General features: G+C 69.2%; 25 protein-coding genes and 1 tRNA gene. 17 read left to right on the top strand and 9 right to left on the bottom strand.

Annotated features, from left to right (window positions below; genetic code table 11):
* The first annotated feature begins 3 nt into the window (after window positions 1-3).
* The 11 genes from OH804_RS24900 (at window position 4) to OH804_RS24850 (ending at window position 10,177) form a co-directional block, all read left to right on the top strand.
* Entirely contained in the window at window positions 4-345 is a 342-nt protein-coding gene (locus OH804_RS24900; protein WP_196920886.1) for a TcmI family type II polyketide cyclase, read from the top strand.
* On the top strand, window positions 342-1,349 hold the full coding sequence (locus OH804_RS24895) for a methyltransferase (RefSeq protein ID WP_406059839.1): 1,008 nt from the start codon (window positions 342-344) through the stop codon (window positions 1,347-1,349). The genes OH804_RS24900 and OH804_RS24895 overlap by 4 nt, the downstream gene beginning before the upstream one ends.
* A 2-nt stretch (window positions 1,350-1,351) precedes the next feature.
* Window positions 1,352-1,813: a cupin domain-containing protein gene (locus OH804_RS24890; RefSeq protein ID WP_091394919.1), complete on the top strand. Its 462-nt coding sequence runs from the start codon at window positions 1,352-1,354 to the stop codon at window positions 1,811-1,813.
* On the top strand, window positions 1,810-2,067 hold the full coding sequence (locus OH804_RS24885; protein WP_091394916.1) for an acyl carrier protein: 258 nt from the start codon (window positions 1,810-1,812) through the stop codon (window positions 2,065-2,067). The genes OH804_RS24890 and OH804_RS24885 overlap by 4 nt, the downstream gene beginning before the upstream one ends.
* A 4-nt stretch (window positions 2,068-2,071) precedes the next feature.
* The gene (locus tag OH804_RS24880) at window positions 2,072-2,542 is read left to right on the top strand and encodes an SRPBCC family protein (RefSeq protein WP_406059837.1); all 471 of its coding nucleotides are present in this window, start codon (window positions 2,072-2,074) and stop codon (window positions 2,540-2,542) included.
* Window positions 2,539-4,200, top strand: a complete 1,662-nt coding sequence (locus OH804_RS24875; protein ID WP_406059835.1) for an acetyl-CoA carboxylase carboxyltransferase subunit alpha — start codon at window positions 2,539-2,541, stop codon at window positions 4,198-4,200. The genes OH804_RS24880 and OH804_RS24875 overlap by 4 nt, the downstream gene beginning before the upstream one ends.
* A complete protein-coding gene (locus tag OH804_RS24870) occupies window positions 4,187-4,627 on the top strand; it encodes an acetyl-CoA carboxylase biotin carboxyl carrier protein (RefSeq protein ID WP_406059833.1) in 441 nt (146 codons plus the stop codon). Before OH804_RS24875 ends, OH804_RS24870 begins: the two co-directional genes overlap by 14 nt.
* Before the next feature lie 2 nt (window positions 4,628-4,629).
* Window positions 4,630-6,015 (top strand): acetyl/propionyl/methylcrotonyl-CoA carboxylase subunit alpha, encoded by a 1,386-nt coding sequence (locus OH804_RS24865; protein WP_406059831.1) that lies wholly within the window; start codon window positions 4,630-4,632, stop codon window positions 6,013-6,015.
* Between the two features lie 154 nt (window positions 6,016-6,169).
* The gene (locus OH804_RS24860; RefSeq protein WP_196920891.1) at window positions 6,170-7,633 is read left to right on the top strand and encodes a peroxidase family protein; all 1,464 of its coding nucleotides are present in this window, start codon (window positions 6,170-6,172) and stop codon (window positions 7,631-7,633) included.
* A gap of 105 nt (window positions 7,634-7,738) precedes the next feature.
* Window positions 7,739-9,184 (top strand): adenosylhomocysteinase, encoded by a 1,446-nt coding sequence (gene ahcY / locus OH804_RS24855; protein WP_406059829.1) that lies wholly within the window; start codon window positions 7,739-7,741, stop codon window positions 9,182-9,184.
* Window positions 9,185-9,199: 15 nt separating this feature from the next.
* Window positions 9,200-10,177 carry a carbohydrate kinase family protein gene (locus OH804_RS24850; RefSeq protein WP_196920893.1) on the top strand — a complete coding sequence of 326 codons (978 nt, stop codon included), beginning with the start codon at window positions 9,200-9,202 and terminating at the stop codon, window positions 10,175-10,177.
* Between the two features lie 32 nt (window positions 10,178-10,209).
* On the opposite strand, the gene OH804_RS24845 is transcribed toward OH804_RS24850, so the two are convergent.
* A complete protein-coding gene (locus OH804_RS24845; RefSeq protein ID WP_406059826.1) occupies window positions 10,210-11,190 on the bottom strand; it encodes a helix-turn-helix transcriptional regulator in 981 nt (326 codons plus the stop codon).
* Between the two features lie 527 nt (window positions 11,191-11,717).
* Here OH804_RS24845 and OH804_RS24840 point away from each other — a divergent pair.
* Entirely contained in the window at window positions 11,718-13,085 is a 1,368-nt protein-coding gene (locus OH804_RS24840) for a glycoside hydrolase family 6 protein (RefSeq protein ID WP_406059824.1), read from the top strand.
* 88 nt (window positions 13,086-13,173) lie between these two features.
* Here OH804_RS24840 and OH804_RS24835 read toward each other — a convergent pair whose 3' ends face one another.
* Window positions 13,174-14,415, bottom strand: a complete 1,242-nt coding sequence (locus OH804_RS24835) for an MFS transporter (protein ID WP_406059822.1) — start codon at window positions 14,413-14,415, stop codon at window positions 13,174-13,176.
* 213 nt (window positions 14,416-14,628) lie between these two features.
* On the opposite strand from OH804_RS24835, the gene OH804_RS24830 reads away from it, so the two are divergent.
* Window positions 14,629-15,282, top strand: a complete 654-nt coding sequence (locus tag OH804_RS24830) for a CGNR zinc finger domain-containing protein (RefSeq protein WP_406059820.1) — start codon at window positions 14,629-14,631, stop codon at window positions 15,280-15,282.
* Between the two features lie 51 nt (window positions 15,283-15,333).
* On the opposite strand, the gene OH804_RS24825 is transcribed toward OH804_RS24830, so the two are convergent.
* Both OH804_RS24825 and OH804_RS24820 read right to left on the bottom strand, forming a co-directional pair.
* Window positions 15,334-16,635, bottom strand: a complete 1,302-nt coding sequence (locus tag OH804_RS24825; RefSeq protein ID WP_406059818.1) for a hypothetical protein — start codon at window positions 16,633-16,635, stop codon at window positions 15,334-15,336.
* Window positions 16,636-16,931: 296 nt separating this feature from the next.
* On the bottom strand, window positions 16,932-18,254 hold the full coding sequence (locus OH804_RS24820; RefSeq protein ID WP_406059816.1) for an ATP-binding protein: 1,323 nt from the start codon (window positions 18,252-18,254) through the stop codon (window positions 16,932-16,934).
* A 692-nt stretch (window positions 18,255-18,946) separates the two neighbouring features.
* Between OH804_RS24820 and OH804_RS24815 the strand changes: the two genes are divergently transcribed.
* Together OH804_RS24815 and OH804_RS24810 are read left to right on the top strand one after the other, a co-directional pair.
* Window positions 18,947-19,019, top strand: a tRNA-Arg gene (locus tag OH804_RS24815).
* A 63-nt stretch (window positions 19,020-19,082) separates the two neighbouring features.
* On the top strand, window positions 19,083-19,592 hold the full coding sequence (locus OH804_RS24810; RefSeq protein WP_406059814.1) for a response regulator transcription factor: 510 nt from the start codon (window positions 19,083-19,085) through the stop codon (window positions 19,590-19,592).
* On the opposite strand, the gene OH804_RS24805 is transcribed toward OH804_RS24810, so the two are convergent.
* A complete protein-coding gene (locus tag OH804_RS24805; protein WP_406059812.1) occupies window positions 19,589-19,759 on the bottom strand; it encodes a hypothetical protein in 171 nt (56 codons plus the stop codon). The two genes, OH804_RS24810 and OH804_RS24805, sit on opposite strands and share 4 nt — an antisense overlap.
* Before the next feature lie 3 nt (window positions 19,760-19,762).
* Here OH804_RS24805 and OH804_RS24800 point away from each other — a divergent pair, with 3 nt between their 5' ends.
* Both OH804_RS24800 and OH804_RS24795 read left to right on the top strand, forming a co-directional pair.
* Window positions 19,763-20,776 (top strand): sensor histidine kinase, encoded by a 1,014-nt coding sequence (locus tag OH804_RS24800; RefSeq protein ID WP_406059810.1) that lies wholly within the window; start codon window positions 19,763-19,765, stop codon window positions 20,774-20,776.
* Window positions 20,773-21,465 (top strand): response regulator, encoded by a 693-nt coding sequence (locus OH804_RS24795; RefSeq protein WP_406059807.1) that lies wholly within the window; start codon window positions 20,773-20,775, stop codon window positions 21,463-21,465. The genes OH804_RS24800 and OH804_RS24795 overlap by 4 nt, the downstream gene beginning before the upstream one ends.
* Before the next feature lie 46 nt (window positions 21,466-21,511).
* Here the strand turns inward: OH804_RS24795 and OH804_RS24790 are convergent, their stop codons facing one another.
* From OH804_RS24790 to OH804_RS24775, 4 genes are all read right to left on the bottom strand, one after another.
* A complete protein-coding gene (locus OH804_RS24790; protein ID WP_196920903.1) occupies window positions 21,512-22,282 on the bottom strand; it encodes an ABC transporter permease subunit in 771 nt (256 codons plus the stop codon).
* Window positions 22,279-23,199, bottom strand: a complete 921-nt coding sequence (locus tag OH804_RS24785; RefSeq protein ID WP_406059805.1) for an ABC transporter ATP-binding protein — start codon at window positions 23,197-23,199, stop codon at window positions 22,279-22,281. Before OH804_RS24785 ends, OH804_RS24790 begins: the two co-directional genes overlap by 4 nt.
* A 102-nt stretch (window positions 23,200-23,301) precedes the next feature.
* Complete coding sequence (locus OH804_RS24780) at window positions 23,302-24,618, bottom strand: M23 family metallopeptidase (RefSeq protein ID WP_406059803.1); 1,317 nt, start codon at window positions 24,616-24,618, stop codon at window positions 23,302-23,304.
* A gap of 84 nt (window positions 24,619-24,702) precedes the next feature.
* Window positions 24,703-25,302 (bottom strand): ClpP family protease, encoded by a 600-nt coding sequence (locus tag OH804_RS24775; RefSeq protein ID WP_196920906.1) that lies wholly within the window; start codon window positions 25,300-25,302, stop codon window positions 24,703-24,705.
* Between the last annotated feature and the right edge of the window lie 63 nt (window positions 25,303-25,365).

Raw genomic sequence — 25,365 nt, 5'->3', positions numbered from 1 at the left:
CACATGTCCTACCGCGCCCTCATGGTCATGCGGATGGCCCCCGGACACGCCGACGCGGTCGCCGAGCTCTTCGCCGAGCACGACAAGGGCGACATGCCCTACGTCGTCGGCATCTCGCGGCGCACGCTCTTCCGCTACCAGGACCTCTACATGCACCTGCTCGAGGCCGACACCGACGTCTTCGACAAGCTCCTCGCGGCCCGAGCCCGCGCGGACTTCCAGGAGGTCAACCGGCGCCTCTCGGCCTACCTGCAGCGCTACGCGCCGGACAGCATGACCGAGTTGCAGGACTCGAAGGCCACGCCCTTCTACACCTGGAGCCCCGAGACAGGGAGCATCACGTGACGCTGACCCGCCGCGACATCAACGACATGATGCAGGCATACAAGAAGACGAGCCTGCTGCGTACCGCTGTCGAGCTGGGCGTCTTCGACGCCCTCGCCGCGGGCCCGGCCACTGCCGGTGGGCTCGCTCCGAAGCTCGGCATCCACCCGCGAGGCGCACGCATCCTGCTCGACGCGCTCACCGCGATCCGCCTCACCGACCGGACCGGCGAGCACTTCTCGCTCACCCCGGCGGCCGCCGACCACCTGGTCAGCACCCGTCCCGACTACCTGGGCGGAATGGTCAAGGTGATGTCGAGCGACTGGGAGTGGGACGCGCTGCGCGACCTCAGCGCGGCAGTGCGGGCCGGCGGCACAGTGCTCGACGTGCACGCCGAGACCCCGGAGTACACCTACTGGGAGGACTTCGCCGCGTACGCGACGAAGGTCGCCCAGCCGACCGCCGAGGTGATGGCCGAGGCGCTCGCGCCGTGGACGAAGGAGCGCGCCGAGCTCGACATCCTCGACGTCGCCTGCGGTCACGGCGTCTACGGCTACACCCTCGCGCAGCACAACCCGCAGGCGACGGTGACCTCGCTGGACTGGCCCAACGTGCTCGCCGTGACGGAGAAGCACGCCGAGCGGCTCGGTGTGCGCGACCGGGCGTCGTTCCTGCCGGGTGACATGTTCACCACCGATCTCGGCGGCCCCTACGACGTCGTGCTGCTCACCAACGTCACCCACCACTTCTCCGAGGAGCGGGTGCACGAGCTGGTGAACCGGCTCGGTTCCGTGGTCAAGCCGGGTGGGCGGCTGGTCATCGTCGGCTTCACCACTGGCGACGAGTCGCCGGCACTGGACCCGGCGCCGTACCTCTTCTCGGTGCTGATGCTGGTCTGGACCTTCGAGGGGGAGTCGCACTCCGTCGCCGCCTACAACCGGGCCCTCGCCGCGGCGGGCTTCGGCCCGGCCACCGTCCACCCGACGGACCTGCCGTTCCGAGTGCTCGTCGCAGAGAAGGGATGACAATGCATCGGCAACCGATCGTGAAGGTCGCCGCCACCGACGTGCCCGGCATCAACCGGATCGGCGGCGAGGTGCGGATCCTGCTCAGCCCGAAGACCGTCGACGCGACGGAGGGCTTCATGGGCACGGTCCGCCTGGAGCCGGGCGAGTTCCTGGCGGAGCAGTACAACCCGTACTCGGACAAGTTCTGTTATCTGGTGCGCGGCGAGGTCGTGATCCGGGTCGACGGCGCGGAGGTCAAGCTCGCGGCCGACGAAGCGCTCATGGTCCGTCGCGGCCAGCGGCACCGCATCGTCAACGCCGGTGGCGAGACCGCGCTGATCGTGTTCCAGATCAGCCCGCTCGCGCCGCGCCCCGAGCTGGGCCACGTCGACACCGAGGAGGTCCCGCACCCCGAGTCGCCGGTGCCGCAGGTCGGCGGCGTACGCGACGGGTGGCAACGACCGACGGGAGGAAACTCATGAGCCAGCTGACCCTCGACGACCTGCGTCGGATCCTGGAGACCAGTTCCGGTGTGGTCGAGCAGACCGACTGGGCCGATCCGGCGACGCTCGACGCGCCGTTCGACGACCTCGGCTACGACTCGCTCGCGCTGTTGGAGCTGGCGGCGCGGGTGCAGCAGGAGTACGAGGTGCGCATCCCCGACGACGCCGTGTCGATCATGAAGACGCCGCGGCTCGCCGTCGACTACGTCAACCAACGACTCGCGGATCGGTGACCCCATGGCCGGACACACTGACAACGCGGTCGTCATCAACGCACCGTTCGACCTCGTCTGGGACCTGACCAACGACATCCCCAACTGGCCCTCTTTGTTCAGCGAGTACGCCAGCACGGAGGTGCTCTCGACGTCCGCCGACGGTGCCGTCGTCTTCCGCCTGACCATGCACCCCGACCCGGCCGGCCGGGTCTGGAGCTGGGTCTCCGAGCGGGTGCCCGACCGCACCGACCGGGTGGTGCGGGCACGGCGGCTGGAGACCGGCGCCTTCAAGTACATGAACCTGTTCTGGGAGTACACCGAGATCCCGGACGGCGGGGTGCGGATGCGGTGGGTGCAGGACTTCGAGATGCGGCCGGGCGGGCACGCCGACGACGAGGGCATGGCCGCCCACCTCAACCGGACCACACGTGAGCAGCAGGCACGCATCCGGGAGATCGTGGAGAAGGCCGCGGCCGAACGCGGGCAGTCATGACCGCCACCGTCAACACGCCCGTCGGCAAGAGCTGGTTGATCTGCCCGGGCTGCCGGGCGTTGCTCTACCAGCGCCGGGTCGAGCGCAACCTGGGCGTCTGCCCGGAGTGCGACCACCACGACCAGGTCACCGCGCACCAGCGGATCGAGCAGCTCTTCGATCTCGACTCGGTCGAGGAGCTGCCACCGGTCGGCGCCTTCGGCGACCCGCTCGGGTTCGTCGACACCAAGCCCTATCCGCAGCGGATCGAGGCCGCCCGCCGGCGCACCGGGCTCGACGAGGCGGTGGTCTGCGTCCGGGGCACTGTCGAGGGGCAGCCGTTGATCGCGGCTGTCATGGACTTCCGGTTCCTCGGCGGCAGCCTCGGCTCGGGCGTCGGTGAGCGGATCACCCGGGCGGCCGAGTTGGCGCTGGAGACCCGTACGCCGCTGCTGATCGTCAGCGCCTCCGGCGGTGCCCGGATGCAGGAGGGCGTGCTGTCGCTCATGCAGATGGCCAAGACGAGCGCGGCGCTCGGCGCCCTCGACGAGGCCGGGGTGTTGACGATCTCGCTGGTCAGCGACCCGACCTACGGTGGCGTCGCGGCATCGTTCGCGACGCTCTGCGACGTCATCCTCGCCGAGCCGGGCGCGCGCCTCGGCTTCGCCGGGCCGCGGGTCATCCAGCAGACGCTGCGTCAGCCGCTGCCGGCCGGCTTCCAGACCGCCGAGTACCTCTTCGCGCGCGGCATGCTCGACGACCTGGTGCCCCGCTCGTACCTGCGGCAGACCATCGGCCGGTTGCTGGCCTTCGCGGGGGCGGAGCGGTCCGCGCCGGATCCTTACCGGGTACGGGCGACCGCGCCTCCCGAGTCGGCGGACCCGTGGGCGGTCGTGGCGCTGTCCCGCGACCTCGGTCGACCCTCCACCTTGGACTACATCGGCCACTTCGTGGACGGTTTCGTGGAGCTGCACGGCGACCGGCTCGCGAGTGACTGCCCGGCGATCGTCGGCGGCGTCGGCCTGATCGACGAGCGACCCGCTGTGGTGATCGGCCACCAGAAGGGCCACACCGTCGCCGAGGTGGCCAGTCGCAACTTCGGCATGGCCACACCGGCCGGCTACCGCAAGGCGGCCCGACTGATGCGCCTGGCCGAGAAGCTCGGGACGCCGATCGTGACGCTGATCGACACACCCGGCGCCTACCACGGCATCTCGGCGGAGGAGAACGGACAGGCCCTCGCCATCGCCGACAGCATCCGGCTGATGGCCGGGCTGACGGTTCCGGTCGTGGCGGTCGTGACCGGCGAGGGCGGTAGTGGGGGAGCGCTTGCCCTCGGCGTCGGCAACCGGGTGCTGATGCTCGCCAACGCCACGTACTCGGTGATCAGCCCGGAGGGCTGCGCCGCGATCCTCTGGAACGACTCCGGTCGGGCCGACGAGGCAGCCGCGCAGCTCAAGCTCCAAGCCGGCGACCTGCTGGCGCTCGGCATCGTCGACGGAGTGGTTCCCGAACCGCCCGGTGGGGCGCCGGCCGATCCCGGGGCGACCGCGTCGGCCGTACACCGGGCGGTTGTCGACGCCTTGGCGGAGTTGGCCGGTCTCAACCGCGAGGAGGTGCGGGCCCATCGCCGGGCCCGCTTCCGACAGATCGGAGGTGTGACGAATGTCGGAGGGTGACGCCGACCCGCTGGACGCCGCGGTCCGCAGTCTCGCGCGGCTGATCGGATCGACGCCAGGTCCGGTCCGTCGTGCCCGGCTCCAGCACGGCGACCTGGTGGTCGAGGTGGAGTGGCCGGAAGGCACGCCTGGGGTGGCCGCGGCGGTCCCGGCGGTCCCGCTGGTGGAGGCCGACGCCGGTCTGCACTACGTGTGCGCGCCGATGGTCGCGACGCTCTACCTCGCGCCGTCGCCCGGTGCCGACCCGTTCGTGAGTGAGGGCGACCATGTCGTGCCCGGCCAGCAGGTCGCGATCCTCGAAGCGATGAAGATGATGATCCCGGTCGAAGCCGACCGCGCGGGCGAGGTCGTGAAGGTGCTGGTACCCAACGCGACTCCGGTCGAGTACGGCGAACGGTTGATCGCCTTAGCTGTTTCGGAGGGCTGACAGTGTTCGAGTCGGTGCTGATCGCCAACCGGGGCGAGATCGCGGTCCGGATCGCCCGGACCTGCCGGGAGATGGGGCTGCGTACGGTGGCGGTCTACTCGACAGTCGACCGCGACTCGGCGGTGGTGCGGCTGGCCGACGAAGCCGTCCAGATCGGGCCGGGTCCGAGCCGACGCAGCTACCTGAGCGCCCCGGCCATCATCGAGGCGGCCCGCCGCACGGGGGCCGACGCGATCCATCCGGGCTACGGATTCCTCTCCGAGGACCCGGACTTCGCCGAGATCTGTGAGGCCGACGGGATCACGTTCATCGGGCCGCCGCCCGCCGTGATGGCCGCGCTGGGCGACAAGGCCCGGACGCGGGGCATCATGGCGGGCCTCGGCCTGCCGGTGCTGCCCGGCACGACCGACGCCGTCGAGTCGGCGGCTCACGCCCGCGCGGTGGCGGAGGAGATCGGCTTCCCGCTGATCATCAAGGCGGTCGCCGGTGGCGGTGGTCGGGGGGTACGGGTGGTCCGGGACCCGGCCTCGTTCCTGGGCGAGTTCGCCTCCGCGCGGGCCGAGGCGCAGCTGCTCTTCGGCGACAACCGGGTCTACATCGAGCGCTACCTCGAGTCGGCCCGCCACGTCGAGGTCCAAGTGCTCACCGACCGCTACGGCAACGGCATCCACCTCGGCGAGCGCGACTGCTCGGTGCAGCGGCGCCACCAGAAGCTGATCGAGGAGTCACCCGCGCCCGGGTTGCCGCAACACATGGTCGACCGGATGACCGCCGCCGCGGTCACCGGCGCGCTCGGCGTCGGCTACGTGGGCGCGGGTACCTTCGAGTTCCTGGTCGGCGGCGGGGACGACTTCCATCTCATGGAGGTCAACTGCCGGCTCCAGGTCGAGCACCCGGTCTCCGAGCTGGTGACCGGCGTCGACCTGGTGCGGCAACAGATCCTCGTCGCGGCCGGTGAACGGCTCGCGCTGACGCAGGCCGACGTGACGCAGCGCGGCACGGCGATCGAGTGCCGCGTCAACGTCGAGGACCCGACGCGCGGCTTCGTACCGACGCCGGGTGAGCTGACCCGCTTCGACCTGCCCGCCGGCCCGTTCGTCCGGGTCGACACGCACGGGTACGCCGGTTACCGGGTGCCGGCCGACTACGACTCCCTCCTCGCGAAGGTGGTCGTCTGGGCGCCCGACCGCACCCAGGCCCTGGCCCGGATGGCCCGCGCCCTCGACGAGTGCGCCATCGAAGGGCCAGGTGTGGCCACCACCCGGGAGTTCCTCCGATCGACGCTCGACCACCCGCTGTTCCGTGCCGCGAAACACGACACCTCGCTGGTCGACACCATGCTCACCGGCCTCCAGCCGGACACCACCGAGGCTCCAGGGCGCCACTAACCGAAGGGTTCACACTGCTGCCGGTTCGCGGGTTTGCGGCCCGTGCGTCCACGCGGGCGCCTGCGGACGGAAGGTGGCCGACATGGCAATTGACAACGCTTCTCGAGGTGTCAGCCGACGGCGATTATTGGCCGGAGTCGGCGCGGGGGCGCTAGTGGCCGGCACCGGGGGAGTCCTGCTCGACGCGGCGCCCGCAGCGGCGGCGTTCTCCAACCGGTTCGGTCGGATGTTCCCGTCGCTGCCGGCGTTCGGGTCGGCGACGACCCAGATGCGGAACGCGCTGATCGACCTGTCGCGCGTCGGCGGCCCGATGGACGCCCGCGACCCACTCAGCGTCGGCGCGGAGGCGCTCGCCGACCTGCAGCAGCACAGCATCAACGACCCCGACAACTTCTCGATCCCGCAGGGCATGACGTACTTCGGACAGTTCGTCGACCACGACCTGGCCTTCGAGACGACGGCGCCGCTGGGCACGCCGGTCGACCCGACCACTGTGCCCAACCCGCGGACTCCAGCCCTCGACCTCGACTCGCTGTATGGCGGCGGGCCGACCGGAAACCCGGAGCTCTACAACTCGGCCGATCCGGCCAAGCTCAAGATCGAGTCGGGCGGGCGCTTCGAAGACCTGCCGCGCAACTCCAGTGGCAGGGCGATCGTCTTCGACGTCCGCAACGACGAGAACCTGCCGATCGCGCAGATCACGGCCGCGTTCATCCTCTTCCACAACCGGGTGGTCGACCTGGTGCGGGCACAGGGCACCCCGGCGGCCCAGGTCTTCGGCGCCGCACGGCAACTCGTCACCTGGCACTACCAGTGGATCGTGCTCAACGAGTTCCTGCCGCTGATCGCCGGCCCGGGCACGGTCTCCACAGTGCTCAACGGAGGCCGCCGCTTCTACAAGCCGGAGCCGAACGCGACGTTCATCCCGGTCGAGTTCACAGCGGCGGCGTTCCGCTTCGGCCACAGCCAGCCGCGACCCGCCTACCTGGTCAACCGGACCGGCAACGGCGGCGACGAGTTCTACGCCATGCTCTTCGACCCGGCGCTGAGCGGCGCCGACCCGGCCGACCTGCGCGGTGGGAAGCGGGCCGCCCGCCGCTACCTCGACTACCAGTTCTGGTTCCAGTTCTTCGACGGCCAGGTGCGCTGGAGCAAGTGGATCGACGTCCGCAACTCGACGCCACTGTTCGGCTTCCCGCTGCCACCGCCGCCCTCCGGCTCCCCGTCGGCCAACCTGCTCGGACGTGACCTGCTCCGTCAGCTCACCTTCGGCATCCCGTCGGGCCAGCGGATCGCCGCACACATCGGGGCACCGGCACTCGGCAGCTTCAACTTCCCGGAGCTCAGTGGGTACGGCCTCGGCCTGGACTCCAACACCCCGCTCTTCTACTACATCCTCAAGGAGGCACAGCTCCAGGCCGGCGGCGGTTCACTGGGCGCGGTCGGTGGGCGAATCGTGGCGGAGGTGCTCATCGGCATCGCCCAGCTCGACCCGGCCAGCTACCTGAAGGTGCAGCCCAGCTGGCGTCCGACCCTGCCGGCCCGCTTCTCGGGCCAGTTCACGATGGCCGACCTGCTCACGTACGCGCGGGTCGACCCGGCCAGTCGCAACTCCTGACGGCGCTTGCTCCGCACCCGGGCCCGGGCGGCCCGGTGTGCGGAGCACGAGCCCGGTTGAACGGGACTCCAACGGTCCTCGACGCGGCTGGGGGAGGGTGCGGGCATGACTGGCGACTTCAGCGATTTCAAGGTGGCGGATCTGTCGTTGGCGGCCTTCGGGCGTAAGGAGATCGAGCTGGCCGAGCATGAAATGCCGGGTCTGATGTCGATCCGGAGGGAGTTCGCCTCGCGGCAGCCATTGAAGGGTGCGCGGATCACCGGCTCGCTGCACATGACCATCCAGACGGCGGTGCTGATCGAGACGCTGGTGGCGCTCGGCGCGCAGGTCCGGTGGGCGTCCTGCAACATCTTCTCCACGCAGGACCACGCGGCGGCGGCAATCGCGGTCGGCCCGACCGGCACCCCGGACGCCCCTGCGGGTGTCCCGGTCTACGCCTGGAAGGGCGAGTCCCTCGACGAGTACTGGTGGTGCACCCAGCAGGTGCTGCTCTGGCCGGACGGGCAGGGCCCGAACATGATCCTCGACGATGGTGGTGACGCCACGCTGCTGGTGCACAAGGGTGCCGAGTTCGAGGCCATCGGGGCGGTCCCGTCGCCGGAGAGCGCCGACTCGGAGGAGTACGAGGTCATCCTCGGTGTGTTGACGCGGTCGCTGCGGGAGGACAACCGCCGCTGGACGCGGGTCGCCGCCGGAATCAAGGGGGTGACCGAGGAGACCACGACAGGTGTGCACCGGCTGTACGAGATGCAGCAGGCGGGGAACCTGCTGTTCCCGGCGATCAACGTGAACGACTCGGTGACCAAGAGCAAGTTCGACAACAAGTACGGCTGCCGACACTCGTTGATCGACGGGATCAACCGGGCCACCGACGTGCTGATCGGCGGGAAGGTCGCCGTCGTGTTCGGCTACGGCGACGTCGGCAAGGGCTGCGCCGAGAGTCTGCGTGGTCAGGGGGCGCGGGTCATCGTGACCGAGGTGGACCCGATCTGTGCCCTCCAGGCGGCGATGGACGGCTACCAGGTCGCGACCATCGACGACGTGGTCGAGACCGCCGACATCTTCGTGACCGCCACGGGCTGCTTCAGCGTGATCACCAACGAGCACATGGCGCGGATGAAGCACCAGGCGATCGTGGGGAACATCGGCCACTTCGACAACGAGATCGACATGGCCGGTCTCGCGAAACGCGGAGACGTCGAGCGGATCACCGTGAAGCCGCAGGTGGACGAGTGGCGGTTCGCCGACGGCCACTCGATCATCGTGCTGTCGGAGGGTCGGCTGCTGAACCTGGGCAACGCCACCGGGCACCCGAGTTTCGTGATGTCGAACAGCTTCGCCAACCAGACCATCGCGCAGATCGAGCTGTTCACCAGCACCGACCAGTACCCGATCGGTGTCCACACCCTCCCCAAGCACCTGGACGAGAAGGTCGCCCGACTCCACCTCTCCGCGCTGGGTGTCCGCCTGACCGAACTGACCAAGGAACAAGCCAACTACCTCGGCGTCCCGGTCGAAGGGCCCTACAAGCCCGACCACTACCGCTACTGAGAGGGCCCGCCCCGCATGATCGCCGTATCTGGCTCGATCGCGACCGACCATCTGATGCGCTTCCCGGGGCGGTTCGCCGAGCAACTCATCGCCGGCAGCCTCGACACCGTCTCACTCTCGTTCCTCGTCGACGACCTCGTCGTCCGTCGCGGCGGGGTCGCGGCCAACATCGCCTTCGGGCTCGCCCAACTCGGGCACCGGCCGGTGCTGCTCGGCGCGGTCGGTGGCGACTTCGGCGACTACCGCAGCTGGTTGGAGCGGCACGGGGTCGACTGCTCGGAGGTGCAGGTCAGCGCCATCGCGCACACCGCCCGGTTCATCTGCACCACCGACACCGACCTCTGCCAGATCGCGTCGTTCTACCCCGGCGCGATGGGCGAACCCGACCGGATCAGCCTCGACGGTGTCGCGGCGCGCGCCGGTGACCTCGGGCTCGTCATCCTCGCCGCGGAGAACCCGGACACGATGCTCGCCCGGGCTGCCGCCTGCCGCCGACTGGGCCTGCCCTTCGCCGCCGACCCGTCACAGCAACTGGCCCGGATGCCGGCGGCCGACATCGAGGCGATGATCAACGGCGCTCGTTACCTGTTGACGAACGAGTACGAGGCGGCGCTGCTGGAATCCAAGACCGGGCTGAGCGAGGACGACATCCTGCGCCGCGTGGGCGTACGGGTGGTGACCCTGGGCGCCAACGGGGTACGGATCACCGGGCAGGACGGCGACTTCCTGGTGCCGGCGGCGCGGGTGGGCGGCATCGTCGACCCGACCGGTGTCGGCGACGGCTTCCGGGCCGGCTTCTTCGCCGCGCTCGCCGCCGACCTGCCCATCGAGCGTGCGGCACAGGTGGGCTGCGTCCTGGCGGCGCACGTGCTGGAGGTCGAGGGCCCACAGGAGTACACAATCGACGCCGACGCTTTCGAGCGCCGCATCGCCGACTCCTACGGCCCCGACGTCGCGGTCGACGTGCGCGCGCTGGGTCTGGCCCGGGTCTGACCGCGCGAGGTCGACGCAGACCGGTAGTGGCGTCAGGTGCGCAGGGTGTGGCTGGGGCTGCTGCCGTAGGCCGCGCGGTAGTCGGTGCTGAAGCGTCCGAGGTGGGTGAAGCCCCAGCGCCTGGCGATCATGGTGACGGTGACACCGGTGGCCGGGTCGGTGGCCTGCAGGTCGCGGTGCGCGCGTTCGAGGCGGACCCGGCGGACGTACTGCATCGGGGTGGTGTCGTGGTGGCGGCGGAACGCGAGTTGCAGAGCGCGGGGGCGAACGCCGGCCACTGTGGCGATCTGGTCGACAGTGAGCGGCTGGTCGGCGTTGTCGTCGACGTAGGCGACGGCTCGTCGTATCGCCCGGGGAGTGACGTCGCCGACGGCCCGCAGGACCGCGGCGTGGGCGGTGTTGGGAAACACGGCCAGCACCGTCGCCGCGAGCAGGTGGCGGGCGTTCCCGGCGATCAGTGGGTTGGCCATCAGGGCAGGGTCGGAGAGGACGCTGCGGGTCAGGTGGGAGACGGTCTGGGTCCAGTGGCGACCCAGCGCCGTCGAGATCGGCCTGGAGCTGTCGAAGCACAGGTCCGCACCGCTGATGCCGGTCTCCGCGTGGGCGACCTTCTCCAGCAGGGCGCGGGGAAGGCGGGCGACGAACGTGTCGACGTCGTCGTAGGCGAGGTCCTCGGCGTGGTCCGGCAGGATCAGCATCACGTCCCCGGACCGCAGGCGGTACTCGTCCTTGGCCCTGGCGACGGTGAAGCGACCGCCCATCAGGTGGGTGATGTTCAGGTCGCCGTCCGGGGCCGTCTGGACCTGCGTGCGCGCCGAGTAGTGCAGCCGTGTCACGCCGACGTCGGCGAGCGTGGTGGTGACGGCGCGTAGGCCGGCTCCGTCGCGGCCCTCACCGGAGGACCGCACCTTGATGTCGAGGAATGCCCGCCGGACGAAGTCGTGCGCCTCATCGGTGTCGCTGGTGGCGTAGCGGTGCCAGTGCGGGCCGGAGTAGACGGTGCCGTCTGTCATGTCGAGGCCTTCCCTGCCCAGGACTCCGCAGCCGTTCTATCCACGATACGCATCACCTTCGCAGCAGGCGTAGCGCGCGGCCCGCTCGCATGGCGATACGGCCCTGGCTGCGGATATGCAGCACGTGGATCGCCGCTCGGGGCCGTTGCCAGGGTGATCCGGCGGGTGCCCTTGGTCAAGCAGTCGGGCAAGGGCACCCGCGTCCAACGGTTCACGTCTCCGTCCGCGGCAGTGGCGCGGTCGGAGAAAGCCCAGGTTCATGACAACGCCTCTCATCGTCCGTCTGCGGGACCTCCTACCCCGGCAGCTCCCGACATCACGTCTCATTTCGTCGGACATCCGGCCCGGTGGCTCAGAGATAGGGGGAGCATCGGGCTCCTGAGGAGCGTGCCCCGACACCCGGACGCGGAGGCGTCTGCCCCATCGACGAGTGTTCACGCCTTGGCAGGGGTCCGCGCCTCCGCTACCGTCCATGGGAACGCTCCCATGAACTTAGATACATCTATGTGATCTGGAGGCAACACGTCGTGGCTATCCTCTCCTCGCTCCGCCGCAGATCGGCGGCCATCAGCGTGGCGGCCGTCGCGGGCGCCACCGCCGTCGGCGTCTGCCTCGCCGTCAGCAGCGCCTCCGCCGGCACGCTGTCCGGGTCGCTCTACCGCGACCCGAGTTCGGCAGTCGTCCGCTGGGTCGCCGCCAACCCCGGCGACTCGCGTACGGCCGTCATCCGCGACAAGATCGCGAGTCAGCCGCAGGCGCGCTGGTTCGCCAACTTCAATCCCTCGACAGTGCAGTCCGAGGTCTCCGGGTTCATCGGGGCGGCCAACGCGGCGCAGCAGATCCCGGTGCTGGCCGTGTACGAGATCACCAACCGGGACTGCGGCGGAGCCAGCGCCGGTGGCGCGCCGGACCTCAACCAGTACCAGACGTGGGTGTCCAACTTCGCCAGGGGACTGGGCAACCAGACCGTCATCATCATCCTGGAAACCGACTCGCTCGCACTGCTGACGTGCCTCAGCAGTGCGGAGATCAACGCGCGTAACCAGGCGATCTCGACGGCCACCCGGACCATCAAGTCGGGCAACGCCAACGCCAAGGTGTACCTCGACGGCGGCCACTCCACCTGGAACAGCGCTGGTGAGACGGCCAACCGGCTCCGGGCGGCCGGCGTGCAGTACGCCGACGGCTTCTTCACCAACGTGTCGAACTACAACTCCACCTCCAGCGAGGCGAACTTCGGTCGGGCGGTCATCTCCTCCCTCAACGGCATGGGGATCTCGGGCAAACGCCAGGTCATCGACACCAGCCGTAACGGGGGCGCCAGCGGGGACTGGTGCGGCGACGACAACACCGACCGGCGCATCGGGCAGTACCCGACGACCAACACCGGCGATGCCAACATCGACGCGTACCTGTGGGTGAAGCCGCCGGGGGAGGCGGACGGCTGCCGGTTCACGGCCGGTTCGTTCCAGCCCGACCTGGCCTTCAGCCTGGCCAATGGCGCGCCCAACCCGCCCACGACCACCCCGCCGACGACCACTCCGCCGACCACGACCCCGCCGACGACCACGCCGCCGACCACCCCTCCGCCGTCGCCGCCGGCCGGTGACGGCTGCTACGCGTCGATCGCGGTCAACCAGTGGGCTGGCGGTTTCACAGCGAGCGTGACGGTCACCGCCGGCAAGTCGGACATCAACGGCTGGACCGTGACCGTCGCGCTGCCCGGCGGCTCGGTCACCAGCGCCTGGAACGCCCAGGTCAGCGGCACCAGCGGAACCGTAGGGTTCACCAACGTGAGCTACAACGGACGGGTCCTCGGCCGGCAGTCGACCAACTTCGGCTTCCAGGGCACCGGCACCGGGCCGGGCGTGTTGGCCGACTGCGTGACCAGCTGACCCCAACCGCTGCGGCGGGCCCGGCGTGGAGGACCACTCTCCGCGCCGGGCCCGTCCCCGTCCTGGTGTACGAGCCGGGCCGCGCCAGTTATGTCCGCACGCTGGTGGCCTCTGACTCCTCGGCATCGCGTCCGTGGGCCGGCCGAACCGGCCAATCGCCGCGGTCGGTTCTGTGCTGTCTCCTCCGGCGGGACATCTCGTGGCCGGCGAGCAACGCGATGGCCGCCGCCGTCAGCAGGCCACCGAACAATGGGATGACGCGCACTCCGGCCGTCGCCAGCAGGCCCGCGCCGATGAACGAGCCGGCAGCGAGGCCGAAGTTGAACGCGACGCTGAGGCTGGCCGACGCCATGTCGGTGGTCGACGGGGCCACCTGCATGACGCGGTGCTGGATTCCCGCGATCAGCGAGCTGAACGACATCCCCGCCACGGCGAGCAACGGGATCGTCAACACCTTGCTTGCGCCGACTCCATAGAGGCCGAGCATCGCGGCGGTGAGGAGCCCGAGTAGGACCAGTACGACACCGAGTGGAAAGCGGTCCAGGAAGCGACCGACCGCCCAGGTGCCGGCCACGCCGAACGAGCCTTGCACGAAGAGCAACAGGCCGAGAGATGCTGCGGCGAATCCGCTGACGTCGAGGAGGAAGACGGTCATGTAGGTGAACGCGCCCATGGCGCCGGTGACCGCGAGGATGGTGGCGATCAGGAGCACGACGAAGCGGTGCCGGTCCGGCATCGGCCCGACGTCACCCGCACTCTGCTGCGGTGTGACGCTCGGCAGGAGCAGGGCGACCGCGACGCAGGTGACGAAGCCGAAGATGGCCATCGCGACGAAGGCGGCCCGCCACCCGGCCTGCCCGCCCAACCAGGTGCCCAGCGGCACGCCGAGGACGGGGCCGAGAGCGTTGCCGATCGACAGTCGAGCCACGATGCGGCCTCGGATGTTCGCGGGGAACATCGAGATCGCCACCGGAAACACCACCGCCCAGAAGACACCGTTGGTGGTGGCGGACACCAACCGCGCGGCGAGCAACACCTCGTAGGAGGTGGCGAAGGCCGACACCGCCGTCGCCGCGGCGAACACACCGAGGGCGCCGGCGAGCAGTGGGCGCCGCGGCACTCGCCGAGTGACCCGGGTCAGCGGCAGGGCCACGATCATGACCACCACGGCGTACCCGGTCACCAGCAGACCGGCCTCGGACCTGGAGCGTCCCAGGTCCGGCGCGATCAGCGTGAGCAACCCGATCGGAAGCACCTCGGTGGTGACGTAACAGAATGTGGCGGCGGACAGCGCGGCGAGGGCATAGACCGCACGTCGTTGGTGCGTCATCGGCTACCTCCCAGGTCTTGGACGAGTGGAACGAGCAGCCGTCACACACGCGGCGCGTGATGATTCCGGTTAACTGGGTTTCGACGGTAGCATAGGCAGACGTCCATTCCTCGTTCTTCGCGCTGCGAAGCCGCATAGGTACGCCGAAGTCAGGCACAGGGTGCGGGCGTCAGGAGTAACCGCCTTTGAGGGCTTAGCTGGTAGCCTTGCCGCATGCCTCTCGACGTGTGTCAGCTGCCGTTGGTCGGCGGGCACCCGGCACTCGATCTGGCCAACACGCTGGAGCGAGGGGGTGAGTCGCCGCACGACTTCCTGACCGACAGTTCCGCTCTGCTGCGCTGGTCGGTCCGGGTGGGCGTGGTCAGCGACGCGGAGGCCGAGCAGGTGGGCCGGGCATGGCGCGACGAGCCTGCGGCGGCGCACGCGGGACTGGTCACCGTGCGCGACATCCGTGAAGGCCTCCACCTTGTGCTGCTAGCGACGATCACCGACGCGGACGGTGGCACGGTGGGCGACCCCATCGCGGCCGGTGCCGCACTGGTCGCACTACATCAGCGCTGGTCCGGCGCAGCCGCCCGAGCAAGACTCACGCTCGACTCGTCCCGGGTGCGGCTGGCCTACGGCACGGTGCCGGCCATGTTGGTGCCCGACCGGATCGCCGAGGCCGCCCTCGACGTCATGCTGACGGCCGACCTGACCCGGGTGCGCCGCTGCCCGGTGCTCGAAGGTGGCTGTGGCTGGCTCTTCCTCGATCAGAGCCGCAACGGATCCCGCCGCTGGTGTCGCATGGCCGACTGCGGCAACGTGGTGAAGGCGCGACGGCTCACCGAGCGTCGCCGCGCCGCCCGGCCCGGTCTCCTCGGGTAGACGACGTGGTGCTCGTCGTGGAGAGGTGTACTTCAGGCGTGGTTCCACCGGTCAGACGAAGAGTTGCCGAAGCCGGGCCTCGATGAGCGGGAGTCCGTCGACCGGCACGTCGTAGTGGCCGGCCCCTTCGAGCACGCCGAGGTTGATGTCGTTCCCGTTGATCAGCATCTTGTTGACGGTGGCGTAGGTGACCGCGGCCGGGCTGGTGATGTCGTCGGTGCCGTACAGCCACAGGATCGATCCGGGCAGCGTGGAGTTTTCCAGCCGTCCCTGGTTCTCGGCGTAGAACCGCTGGTTCTCAGGCAGCGCGTTGGGCGCGTCGCCGCGTACACCTGGGTAGGTGTCCAGGCGGTGCGCCGGGTCGTCGCGCAGGTAGTTCAGGATGTCCTGCCGGACCAGCCGGTTCAGGTCGGCCAGGCAGGCCCGCGAGTTGTCCCGGTAGATCCGCAGCATGTTCGGCCCGTACACCTGCCCGGGGTCGATGTCGTAGCCGGCGAGCTGCTGCGTCCGGGTGAAGTAGATCGTCTCCGCGTTGGCGAACACCAACTGGTCGATCTGGTGCGCGGTTGGCTCCCGGCCAGACCCGGCGGCGGCCCGGATTTCGCGCCACAGGACCTGGTTCATGGCTGGCACGTCCGGCACCGGGGCGAGGGTGATCGTGCCCCGGTAGTCCAGGGCCGGGTCGACCTGGCTGGCCTCCTCGGCGTAAGAGGCCGCGGCCAGTGCCGCGAACCCGCCCTCCGACCACCCCGCCGGCACCCACTGCCCGGACAGGCGGGCGCCGAGGTACCGCTGCGCCGCCACCGCCGCGTAGATCATCGATTGGCCCTCGCTGGACAGGTGGTAATAGCCGTGTCCCTCAACAACGCCCCGGTCGAGGTAGCCGAGCCCCTCGTAGTCGGGCGCCACGATGGCGATCCTCATCCCGAGGACGGCGGCGAACAGGGCGGCGTTCGGACCGTCCGCCCAGAAGCCTCGCTGCTGCAACTGGACGCTGGGCGCGCACTCCGGCGCCCAACCGACCGTGCCGTGCCCCCACACCAGCAGCGGCCACCCGCCCGGCGGCGGCGCTCCGGTCGGCACGAACAGCATCGCCGTCGCGTCAACCTGCCCGCCGCGGATCCCCGGCATCCGGTATCCGATCAGTTCGCCGTCGGCCACCGCCGATATCTCCGGCGGCACGTTCTGCAGGGCGGTGGGGGTTCCGGTCAGGTCGCCGGCGCGCGGCAGGCCGTTGCCGCCGGGTCCGTCGGCCGCCCGGGCGGGTGCGGCGAGGCAAGCCGCGAGTAGCACAACCAGAAGCAGCGGTACGGCGAAAGCGGGCTGGCGCGACGCCTGGCCGTCCCGGGTCACCGGCTCACCGTGACGACCTCGGAGGTCCTGAGCCCGCCGCCTCGTCGCCTGGGTGGATCACCCCGCACCGGTGACTCCACCATCGCTTCCTCCACCCCGGTATCGAGTCGACCCAAGGAACCGGTCCAGGGACGCTTCAAGGTTGGCTGGCTCTGCGACTGAGCGTATGGCGCTGGCGGCCTGCGGCTCCGGCAAATCGACGATGTGCCGTTCGGAGCCCGGCCATCATCAGCTACTGGGACAGCACGCCCGCCGCGTGGCTCTCACCGGTCTACGGCGGCTGGGCGCTGTACTCCTCAAGCGGATGCCAACGTGGGTGAACCGGTGACCGGCTGAGGAGCGACCTGCGAGCGAGGTAAGTCTGCTGTCGGGGCGGAAACCTGCCACAGGGCACTGACCGGCATGGCGCGGAGTCTGTCGCCGAACGGCAGCGTGGAGGTTCCGGTATAGAGGACGATGCCGGCGACGAAGTCGTCTCCCAGGCGGTCGGCGAGTCGGCGTAGCCCGCGGAAGTCGTCGGGCCCGACGGTGGTGGCTGCTTTGACTTCGATCCCGATCACCTGGCCGGTTCTGTTCTCCAGCACCGCGTCGACTTCGTACCTGCTCTGGTCGCGGTAGTGGGACAGGTCGACGAACTGCCTGGACCAGGTGAGCTGGCGGGACAACTCGGACAGGACAAATGATTCGAGCAGTGGCCCAAACGGTGTGCCCGGCCGGAGCAGAGCCCGGGCGTCGGTCGCGGTCTCGTTGGCGGCGATGCCCGAGTCGACGAAGATCAGTTTTGGCGCGGCGGTGGCGCGGGTGCCGAGGTTGCGGGACCAACCGGGGATCCGCTTGATCAGGAAGATCTCTTCCAGGGCTTGGAGGTAGCGGGCGATCGTGGGCCGGCTCAGTCCGAGGGCGGATTCGAGGGAGTTGGCGGTGATGATGGTCGCGGACCTGGCCGCGAGGAGGCGTACCAGCTTTCGGAGTTCGCCCTTGTGCTGGATGTCGGACAACTGCCGGACGTCGCGGTCGATGAGCGCCTGGACGTAGGCGTCGAGGAATCGTTGGCGGCGGCGCGGGTCGGTTCGGGTGGTGGCCTCGGGTAGGCCGCCGCGCACGATTCGGGCCGCGTAGTCGGCGCGGGTCACGTCCGACTCGTGTCGCAGGTCCGCGCCGAGCGTGAAGACGGCGTCGACGAATCCGTCCGGTGCTCCCTCGAGTTCGCCTTGGGAGAACGGCCAGAGCTCGACGGTTTCCATTCGGCCGGGCAAGGCGTCCGGGGCGGCCACCATGCCGAACAGGCGAGACGAGCCGGTGAGCAGGTACCGACCGGGACGGGGGTCCTCGTCGACGGCTGCCTTGATGGCCAACAGGAGTTCCGGAGCGCGCTGGATCTCGTCGATGACCAGGAGTTCGGAGGAGTCCACGAACCCGACCGGATCGGCGATCGCCGCCGCCCGGTCCTGAGCCCGATCAAGATCGCGGCGCTCGGCCAGACGATCGCCGGCGACGATGCGCACCAGGGTGCTCTTGCCCGACTGCCGTGCTCCGCTGATCAGAACGACACGGGTGTCAGCCAGGGCGGCGTCGACCTGCGCAGCGGCGCGGCGGGGGATCAGATGCGGTGGGGGCATGGCGTAAGGATACCGGGGTGGTTTCGATCTGCGAGGGTTGCCGCGTTCAATTTGCGGCTCACACCGTGTTCGGAATGCGGGTCATCGGTATTCGATCTGCGGGACCGCTGAGGCGGCGCGCTGGCTCTTCCCTGAATTACGACAGACGCCCCGTGCGGTGCGTTCAGGTCCGGGTGAAGCCGAGTGCCCTGTATCCGGGCATGCGGCGTGGGAGTGAGGCGGCGAGGATGGGTGAGGCCGGGGCGCGGTAGTCGTGGACCTCGGCGACGTCCTTGCCGGGGCGGCGCGGATACATCATCGACGATCTGGATGTTGCGGTTCTCGGCGAGGGCCAGTCGCCGGTGCACCTCGGCGAGCGCGCCGGGTGCGTCAAGGTCGACGTCACCGGGTTGGAATGTGGTCTCGTGGATGAACAGCGCTCGACGGGGTCCGGCGTCGGCGTGCATCGCTGCCGCGAGGGTGCCTTGTTCCTCGTCGGTCCCTTGTCCAGACAACGCCTCAACGTCCTCTGGGCCTGCATCCGCGACAGGACCCCTACCAGCCCAGACCGCCAAGATCAGCAGGGTCGGCGCCATGCGAACTCGCGTAGAGACTCCCTGGGCTGGGAGAACAGGGGTTCGGGTGACGTGGGTGATCGTGGGCCACTCCCTGCCACCCAGGCGAACCCCAAGGTCGCTAGACTTGGCCCTCGCGCCCCCGTAGCTCAGGGGATAGAGCATCGGTTTCCTAAACCGTGTGTCGCAGGTTCGAATCCTGCCGGGGGCACCTCGAAGGCTGGCAGCCGTGGTGGTTGCTTGTCGGTCCTCTGCATCATTTCCCGCGAATCCGATGGGAAACCGGGAATTCGGCAGCCTGGTCACGGAGTCGTTCTCGGCAATGGCGACTGTGCGCCGACGGCCCCTGACTATCAAAAATCAGGGAGGTGAGTCAACGTTCAGTTTTGCTGGTACTCCCACTATTGATGCCGTTAACGTGCCCGGCGGGTCGCGGAGCCCTCGGCGTAACGGTTCGCGCATTCCCCGGCTTCGATGCCAGGAGGCGGCACTGGAAGAACCGGTTCGGCGGCACCACGCCTGGCCGCACTGGCGGGGCAGGAGAGGAACCGCGCCACCGCCTGCGGAGGGCCTATTGGACTCGCTGACCAACCGGGAGCGTGAGGTGGTTGCGTTATTGGCAGATGGCCAGAACAATCGCGGTATTGAGCGGAGATTGAACATTTCGGAGCGCATGGTCCGAAATCACCTCAGCCGAATATTCTTGAAGCTCGGCGTGCAGGATCGGCTCCGTGCGGCGCTGGTGGCACGTAGATTGATGGGTCTCTCCGGGGACCTTGCTTAGAAGGGGCGTTCGTGCACCCGAAGGGAGCGGTAGAAGGTGCCCGGCTGCCGGTTCGCCCGCTGACCCACAGCGAGTTGGTCGCCGTCGACGTCGTCGTCGCCGGGCTGCTCGCCACTGTCTACCTGACCGCCCTGCCCCGGTCGAGCACGCTTCCCGACTGGCTGCACGCCGTGCTGGTCTCCCTGATCGCGCTCCCCGTCGCAGTCCGCAGGGTCTGGCCAATGCCAGTCTTCGCGAGCGTCGCCCTCGCATCGATCGTCAGCGTGTCATTGGGGATTCTGCCGGACCCGCTCCTCGCGGTTGCCCTCACCGCTTACACGGCTGCGGCCATCGGTGGTCATCGGAGCCGTCGCAGCTGGCTGGTGATCGTGTCGTCCAGCGCGGTTCTGACGTTTCTGGCCGTCGCCACCGGGTCGCCACAACCGTGGCCGAGTCGATTCGGAACACTGCTGCCAGGCCTCGCCCTGGTCGGAGCCTCCTGGGCCGCTGGAATCGCTGTTGCGCAGCGGCGAGCGTACGCGGTCTGGCGCGCTGAGGACCGGGTTGAGCGAGCGGTCTCCGACGAACGACTACGAATTGCCCGTGAGGTGCATGACATCGTGACGCACAACCTGGGGGTGATCGCGGTCAAGGCAGCGGTGACACGGCACCTGGCTCGGGACCGGCCGTCGGAGACGCTGGCCTCGCTCGCAGTCATCGAGCAGGTCAGCCGGGAGGCTCTCGCCGAGATGCGGCAGGCACTCCGGCTTCTCCGGGACAGCGACGAACCCCGCGGACCGGCTCCTGGTTTGCCCGACGTCCCCGCGCTGGTGCGCCGTGCCGAGAAGGCCGGCCTGACCGTCCGGAGCGAACTGCCGGAGCAGGACGGTGTCCCGTCAGGCGTGTCGCTGACCGCTTACCGGATCGTCCAGGAGGCACTGACCAACGTCATCAAGCACGTCGGGCCGACCCGCTGCAGCCTGACGATCCGGAGCACCGGGAGTGAGCTCCTCGTCGAGGTCGCGGACGACGGACCGGTGGACGGCCGGCCGATCCGCCGTTCCGCAGCGGAGGGGTTCGGCCTGGCCGGTATGCGGGAGCGGGTGGAGATGCACAACGGTGATATGACGGCCGGGCCGCTGGCGGCCGGCGGCTTCCAGGTCCAGGTGAAGATTCCGTACGCACCAATGGATGGTCAGCGGTGATCCGGGTCGCGATCGTCGACGACGAGCCCGTGTTGCGCGAGAGCTTCCGCCTGCTGGTGAGCTCCGATCCGGAGTGCACGGTCGTCGGGGAGGCGGCGGACGGCGCGGCCGCGGTCCGGCTGGCGAAGAGCAGGCGGCCGGACGTCATGCTCATGGACGTGCGCATGCCGCACACCGACGGCCTTGAGGCCACTCGCCTGATCACCGGCGACCAGGCCACCACGGACGTCCGGATCTTGATTCTGACCATGTTCGACCTGGACCCGTACGTATATTCGGCCCTGCGCGCCGGTGCGAGCGGCTTCCTGCTCAAGGACATCGCCCCCGCCGATCTGCTGGCAGCCGTCCACGTGGTGGCTGGCGGGCACGCGCTCTTCGCGCCCAGCGTCACCCGACGGATGATCGCTCGATTCAGTGCGCCCGAGGCCATTTCCGACACGGGTCGCCTGGATGTCCTGACGAACCGGGAGCGCGAGATCCTGACGCTTGTCGCCAACGGCCTCTCGAATACCCAGATCTGCGACCGCGAGCACATCAGCATGGCCACCGTGAAGACTCACCTCAACCGGATCCTGGCCAAGCTCAGTCTCCGCGACCGCGCCCAACTGGTGATCGCCGCCTACGAGAACGGGCTGGTCAGCGCCGGGGCGCAGGCCGAGGTCAGCCGGCATCGCGGAGGGCTTCTCTGAGCGAGGTCGGGTCAGCCGTCATGCGTCAGTGCGGAGGGGGCATCTGTCATGCATCACGGCGACGGATCAACCAGTACCCCATTGCTGCGGCCGTGAGCGTCCAGAGTAGAAGCACGAGGATCCCCTGCCCGGCGGTCAGTTCGCCCGAGTCGGCCGTCACCTGCATCGCGCGCATGCCGGCCTGGTCCGGTAGGAATTGCGCTACCGGCTTGGTGCCGGAGATCGTGCCGAGCGCCGGCCCCACCACGAAGAACAGCGGCATGAGGATGCCCAGTGTCAGTGCGGTGCTGCGTAGCAATGCCGCGACTGCGGCGGAGAAGACGTTGATCAGTACGACGTACGCGACTCCGCCGAGTACGGCCCGCGTGGCCCCGGGGTCGGACAGGCTCGCCCCATGTGGTCCCAACGCGCTCTCGGTGATCAGAAACGACGCGATCACGGCTGTCCCGCCGACGATCAGCGCGACTGCCGCCACGACCAACAGCTTGGCCAGGTAGAACAGGCCCCGGGTGGGCACCGCCGCCAGCGAGGCGCGGATCATCCCGCTCGTGTACTCGGAACTGAACACGAGCACCGCGAACACGACGAAGGCCAGATTGCCGTAAAAAAGGGCGTTGAACCCCGAGTTGATGGGGTTGAAGTCCGACGCCAGCATGTTGCTACCGCTGTCGATGGCGTTTCGGGTGGACAAGCCGCCTGCCAGTGCCAGACCGAGACTGATGACCAGCGCCAGTGGCAGCGTCACCAGACTGCCCACCGTTGACCGTGCCTTGATCCATTCCGAGTGCAGGACTGCGGGTACCGTGTTGCTGCTCACCGGCTTGCCTCCGTGATCCCGCCGCGATACTCGACGGCATCGGCTGTCAACTTGATGAACGCGTCCTCCAGCGAGGCAGTACAGGGCGTGAGCTCGGTGATTATCACGCCTTCGTCCCGGCCGACCGCGCCGATCTGCTCCAGCTCGGCGCCCAGCGCGTGCAGTGTGCCGTTCCCCGCCTCGGTTACCTGGATCCCCCGGGCGGTCAGGGCGCTGTGTAGGCGCGCAGCCTCGGGTGAGCGCAGCCGGATGTACGAACCCGCATGCTGGGCCACGAAGTCACTTGTCGGGATGTCGGCGAGCATCCGCCCCCGGCCGATGATGATCAGGTGATCGGCGGTGGCCGCCATCTCGGTCATCAGATGGCTGGACAGCAGCACCGTGCGCCCCTCGGCTGCCAGCCCCGTCAACAGCTGCCGGATCCACCGGACCCCCTCCGGGTCGAGCCCGTTGATCGGCTCGTCCAGCAACAGCACTGGGGGATCGCCGAGCAGCGCGGCGGCCAGCCCGAGCCGCTGTGTCATGCCCAGCGAGAACCCCCGAACCCGCTTGCTGGCGACGCTCTCCAGCCCGACCATCTCGATCACCTGACGCACTCGCTGCCGCGAGATGCGGTTGCTGGCCGCCAGGCTGAGCAGATGGTGGTACGCGGATCTCCCAGGGTGCGCCGCGCGGCTCTCCAGCAGCGCACCGACCTGCCGTAGGGGCTCGGTCAGTTCGCCGTACTCCTTGCCGTTGATTCTGATGTGCCCCGACGTGGGCCGGTCCAGTTGCAGCATGAGCCGCATGGTGGTGGACTTCCCGGCCCCGTTGGGCCCGAGAAAGCCGGTGACCCGCCCTGGCGTCACCGTGAACGTGAGCCCGTCGACGGCAGTTTTGGCACCGTAGTGCTTGGTCAGCTCAGTCGCCTCGATCATGCCCCTAGCCTGACGACGGAGCCCTGTCCGCCGCGTCAGACCACGGTTTGACGATGCCCATGGCTGTGCGGCTGCGAGCTCCCTCTCGGCGCGGAGGGCGACTCACACAGCGTAGAGGAGTTTGACCCCGTCCAGCCCCAGAGCAGCTGCCCGGGTCCCGCGGACCCCGCTGTTGAGGTTGCGCCAACTGTTGTTGCTGGCGGCCTCGTGCACCCAGCCGTCGACGACGTTGTAGATGTGCTTCACCCCGTTGACGGTGAGCGCGGCCAGCGAGGTGCCCTGCGCGCCGTAGACGCCGGTCCACAGGTTGGCCCAGCCGGCGTTGCTGGCGGCCTCGTAGATCCGGCCGCCGTTCACTGTGTAGAGGATCTTCGTGCTGCCCACTGTGATCGCCGCTACCGCCGACGCCGGGATGCCCGTGTTCAGGTTCCGCCAGGCATTGGCGCTGTGCGCCTCGTGTACGTAACCGCCGACGATGCTGTAGATGTACTTGACGCCGTTCAGCGCGATCACCGAGATCGAGGACGAGCTTGCCCCGCCGATACCGGTGTTGAGGTTGCGCCAACTGTTGTTGCTGGCGGCCTCGTGCACGTACCCGTCGACGACGTTGTAGACCAGCTTCACGCCGTCGAGGTTGATCGCGGCCAGGGCGGTGCCCTGTGCGCCGTGGATGCCGGTCCACAGGTTGGTCCAGCCGGCGTTGCTGGCGGCCTCGTGGATCCGGCCGCCGTTGAGGGTGTAGAGGATCTTCGTGGATCCCACTGTGATCGCGGCCGTCGCCGTGCCGGTCACCGCACCCGCGCTGCCGGAGACCGGCAGGGCGCGCCAGCCGGCGTTGCTGGCCGCCTCGAACACCTGACGGGGCTGGTCGGCCGGGTTCTGCTGGATGAAGACCAGCGGGCTGATCCGGGTGCCGGCCGGGTCGATCATGTGCCAGTGCAGGTGCGGGCCCGTCGAGCTGCCCGAGCCGGGTGCGCCGGCCGCGCCGCCGGAGCGGCCCACGATCGTGCCCGCACCCACGCTGGTGCCGTTGGCCAGCAGGAACTGGGACAGGTGCAGGTACTGGCTGCGGTACCCGTCGGCGTGCTGGATCGTGACGGTGTGCCCGCCCGAGCCGTTGTTCGGGATGTTCTGGATGGTGCCGGCGCCGCAGGCTGGCAGCGCCGTACCCACCCCCATCCCGAAGTCGATGCCACCGAGTGACCCGCGACGGAGGTGACCCTCCCAGGTGTCGGTGATCGGGTAGGCGCTGAACGGGTTGTAGATCGCCGGGGCGGCCTGTGCGGCCTGGGGGACCAGCAGGCCGCCGGTGCTGATGGCGCCCGTACCCAGCACCGCCGCGCGCAACATGGTGCGGCGACTCACCGTGGAGGTGGGCGTGTCGTCGCCGCAGCAGCTGCGCTCGTAACCGTCCGTCATTCCCACTCCTTCTACGCCCGCCAAGATATCTACGGAGGCTAATGGGTGGGGACGTCCGGCGATACCGCTGCCACCAGACGTTGATCAGAGCGTTGGCAGCTGTTCGGCTCGGGTGATCACCTGGTCGATGAGGCCATATTCTCGGGCCTGCTCGGCGGTGAACCAACGGTCCCGGTCCCAGTCCCGCTGGATCTCGTCGAGCGTCCGTCCACTGTGCTGGGCGATCAGCTCCTGCATCGTCCGCTTCACGTGCAGCATGTTCTCCGCCTGGATGGTGATGTCCGAGGCCGTTCCGCCCATTCCGCCGGACGGCTGGTGCATCATGACCCGCGAGTGCGGCAACGCGTACCGCTTGCCGGCCGCGCCCGCGCAGAGCAGGAACTGCCCCATCGAGCCGGCGAAGCCGAGCGCCAGCGTCGCCACGTCGTTGCGGACGTAGCGCATCGTGTCGTAGACCGCCATCCCCGCGCTCACCGAACCGCCCGGCGAGTTGATGTAGAGGTAGATGTCCCGGTCGGCGTCCTCGGCGGCGAGCAGCAGGATCTGCGCGCAGATCTGGTTGGCCGACTCCTCCGTCACCTCGGTGCCGAGGAAGACGATCCGCTCCCGCAGCAGCCGCTCGAACACATGGTCACCGAAGGTTGGCTGCGCGCTCTCCAGCATCAGTGCGCCGTACCTCATCATGTGCCGCCGCCTTCCACCGTGCCGGCGGGCGGCGGGGACCGCCCGGTGGACCGGCCCCTTCAG

The organism is Micromonospora sp. NBC_00860 (assembly GCF_045207375.1).
GTDB lineage: Bacteria > Actinomycetota > Actinomycetes > Mycobacteriales > Micromonosporaceae > Micromonospora > Micromonospora vinacea.
This window is presented reverse-complemented; position numbering and strand designations above follow the sequence as displayed.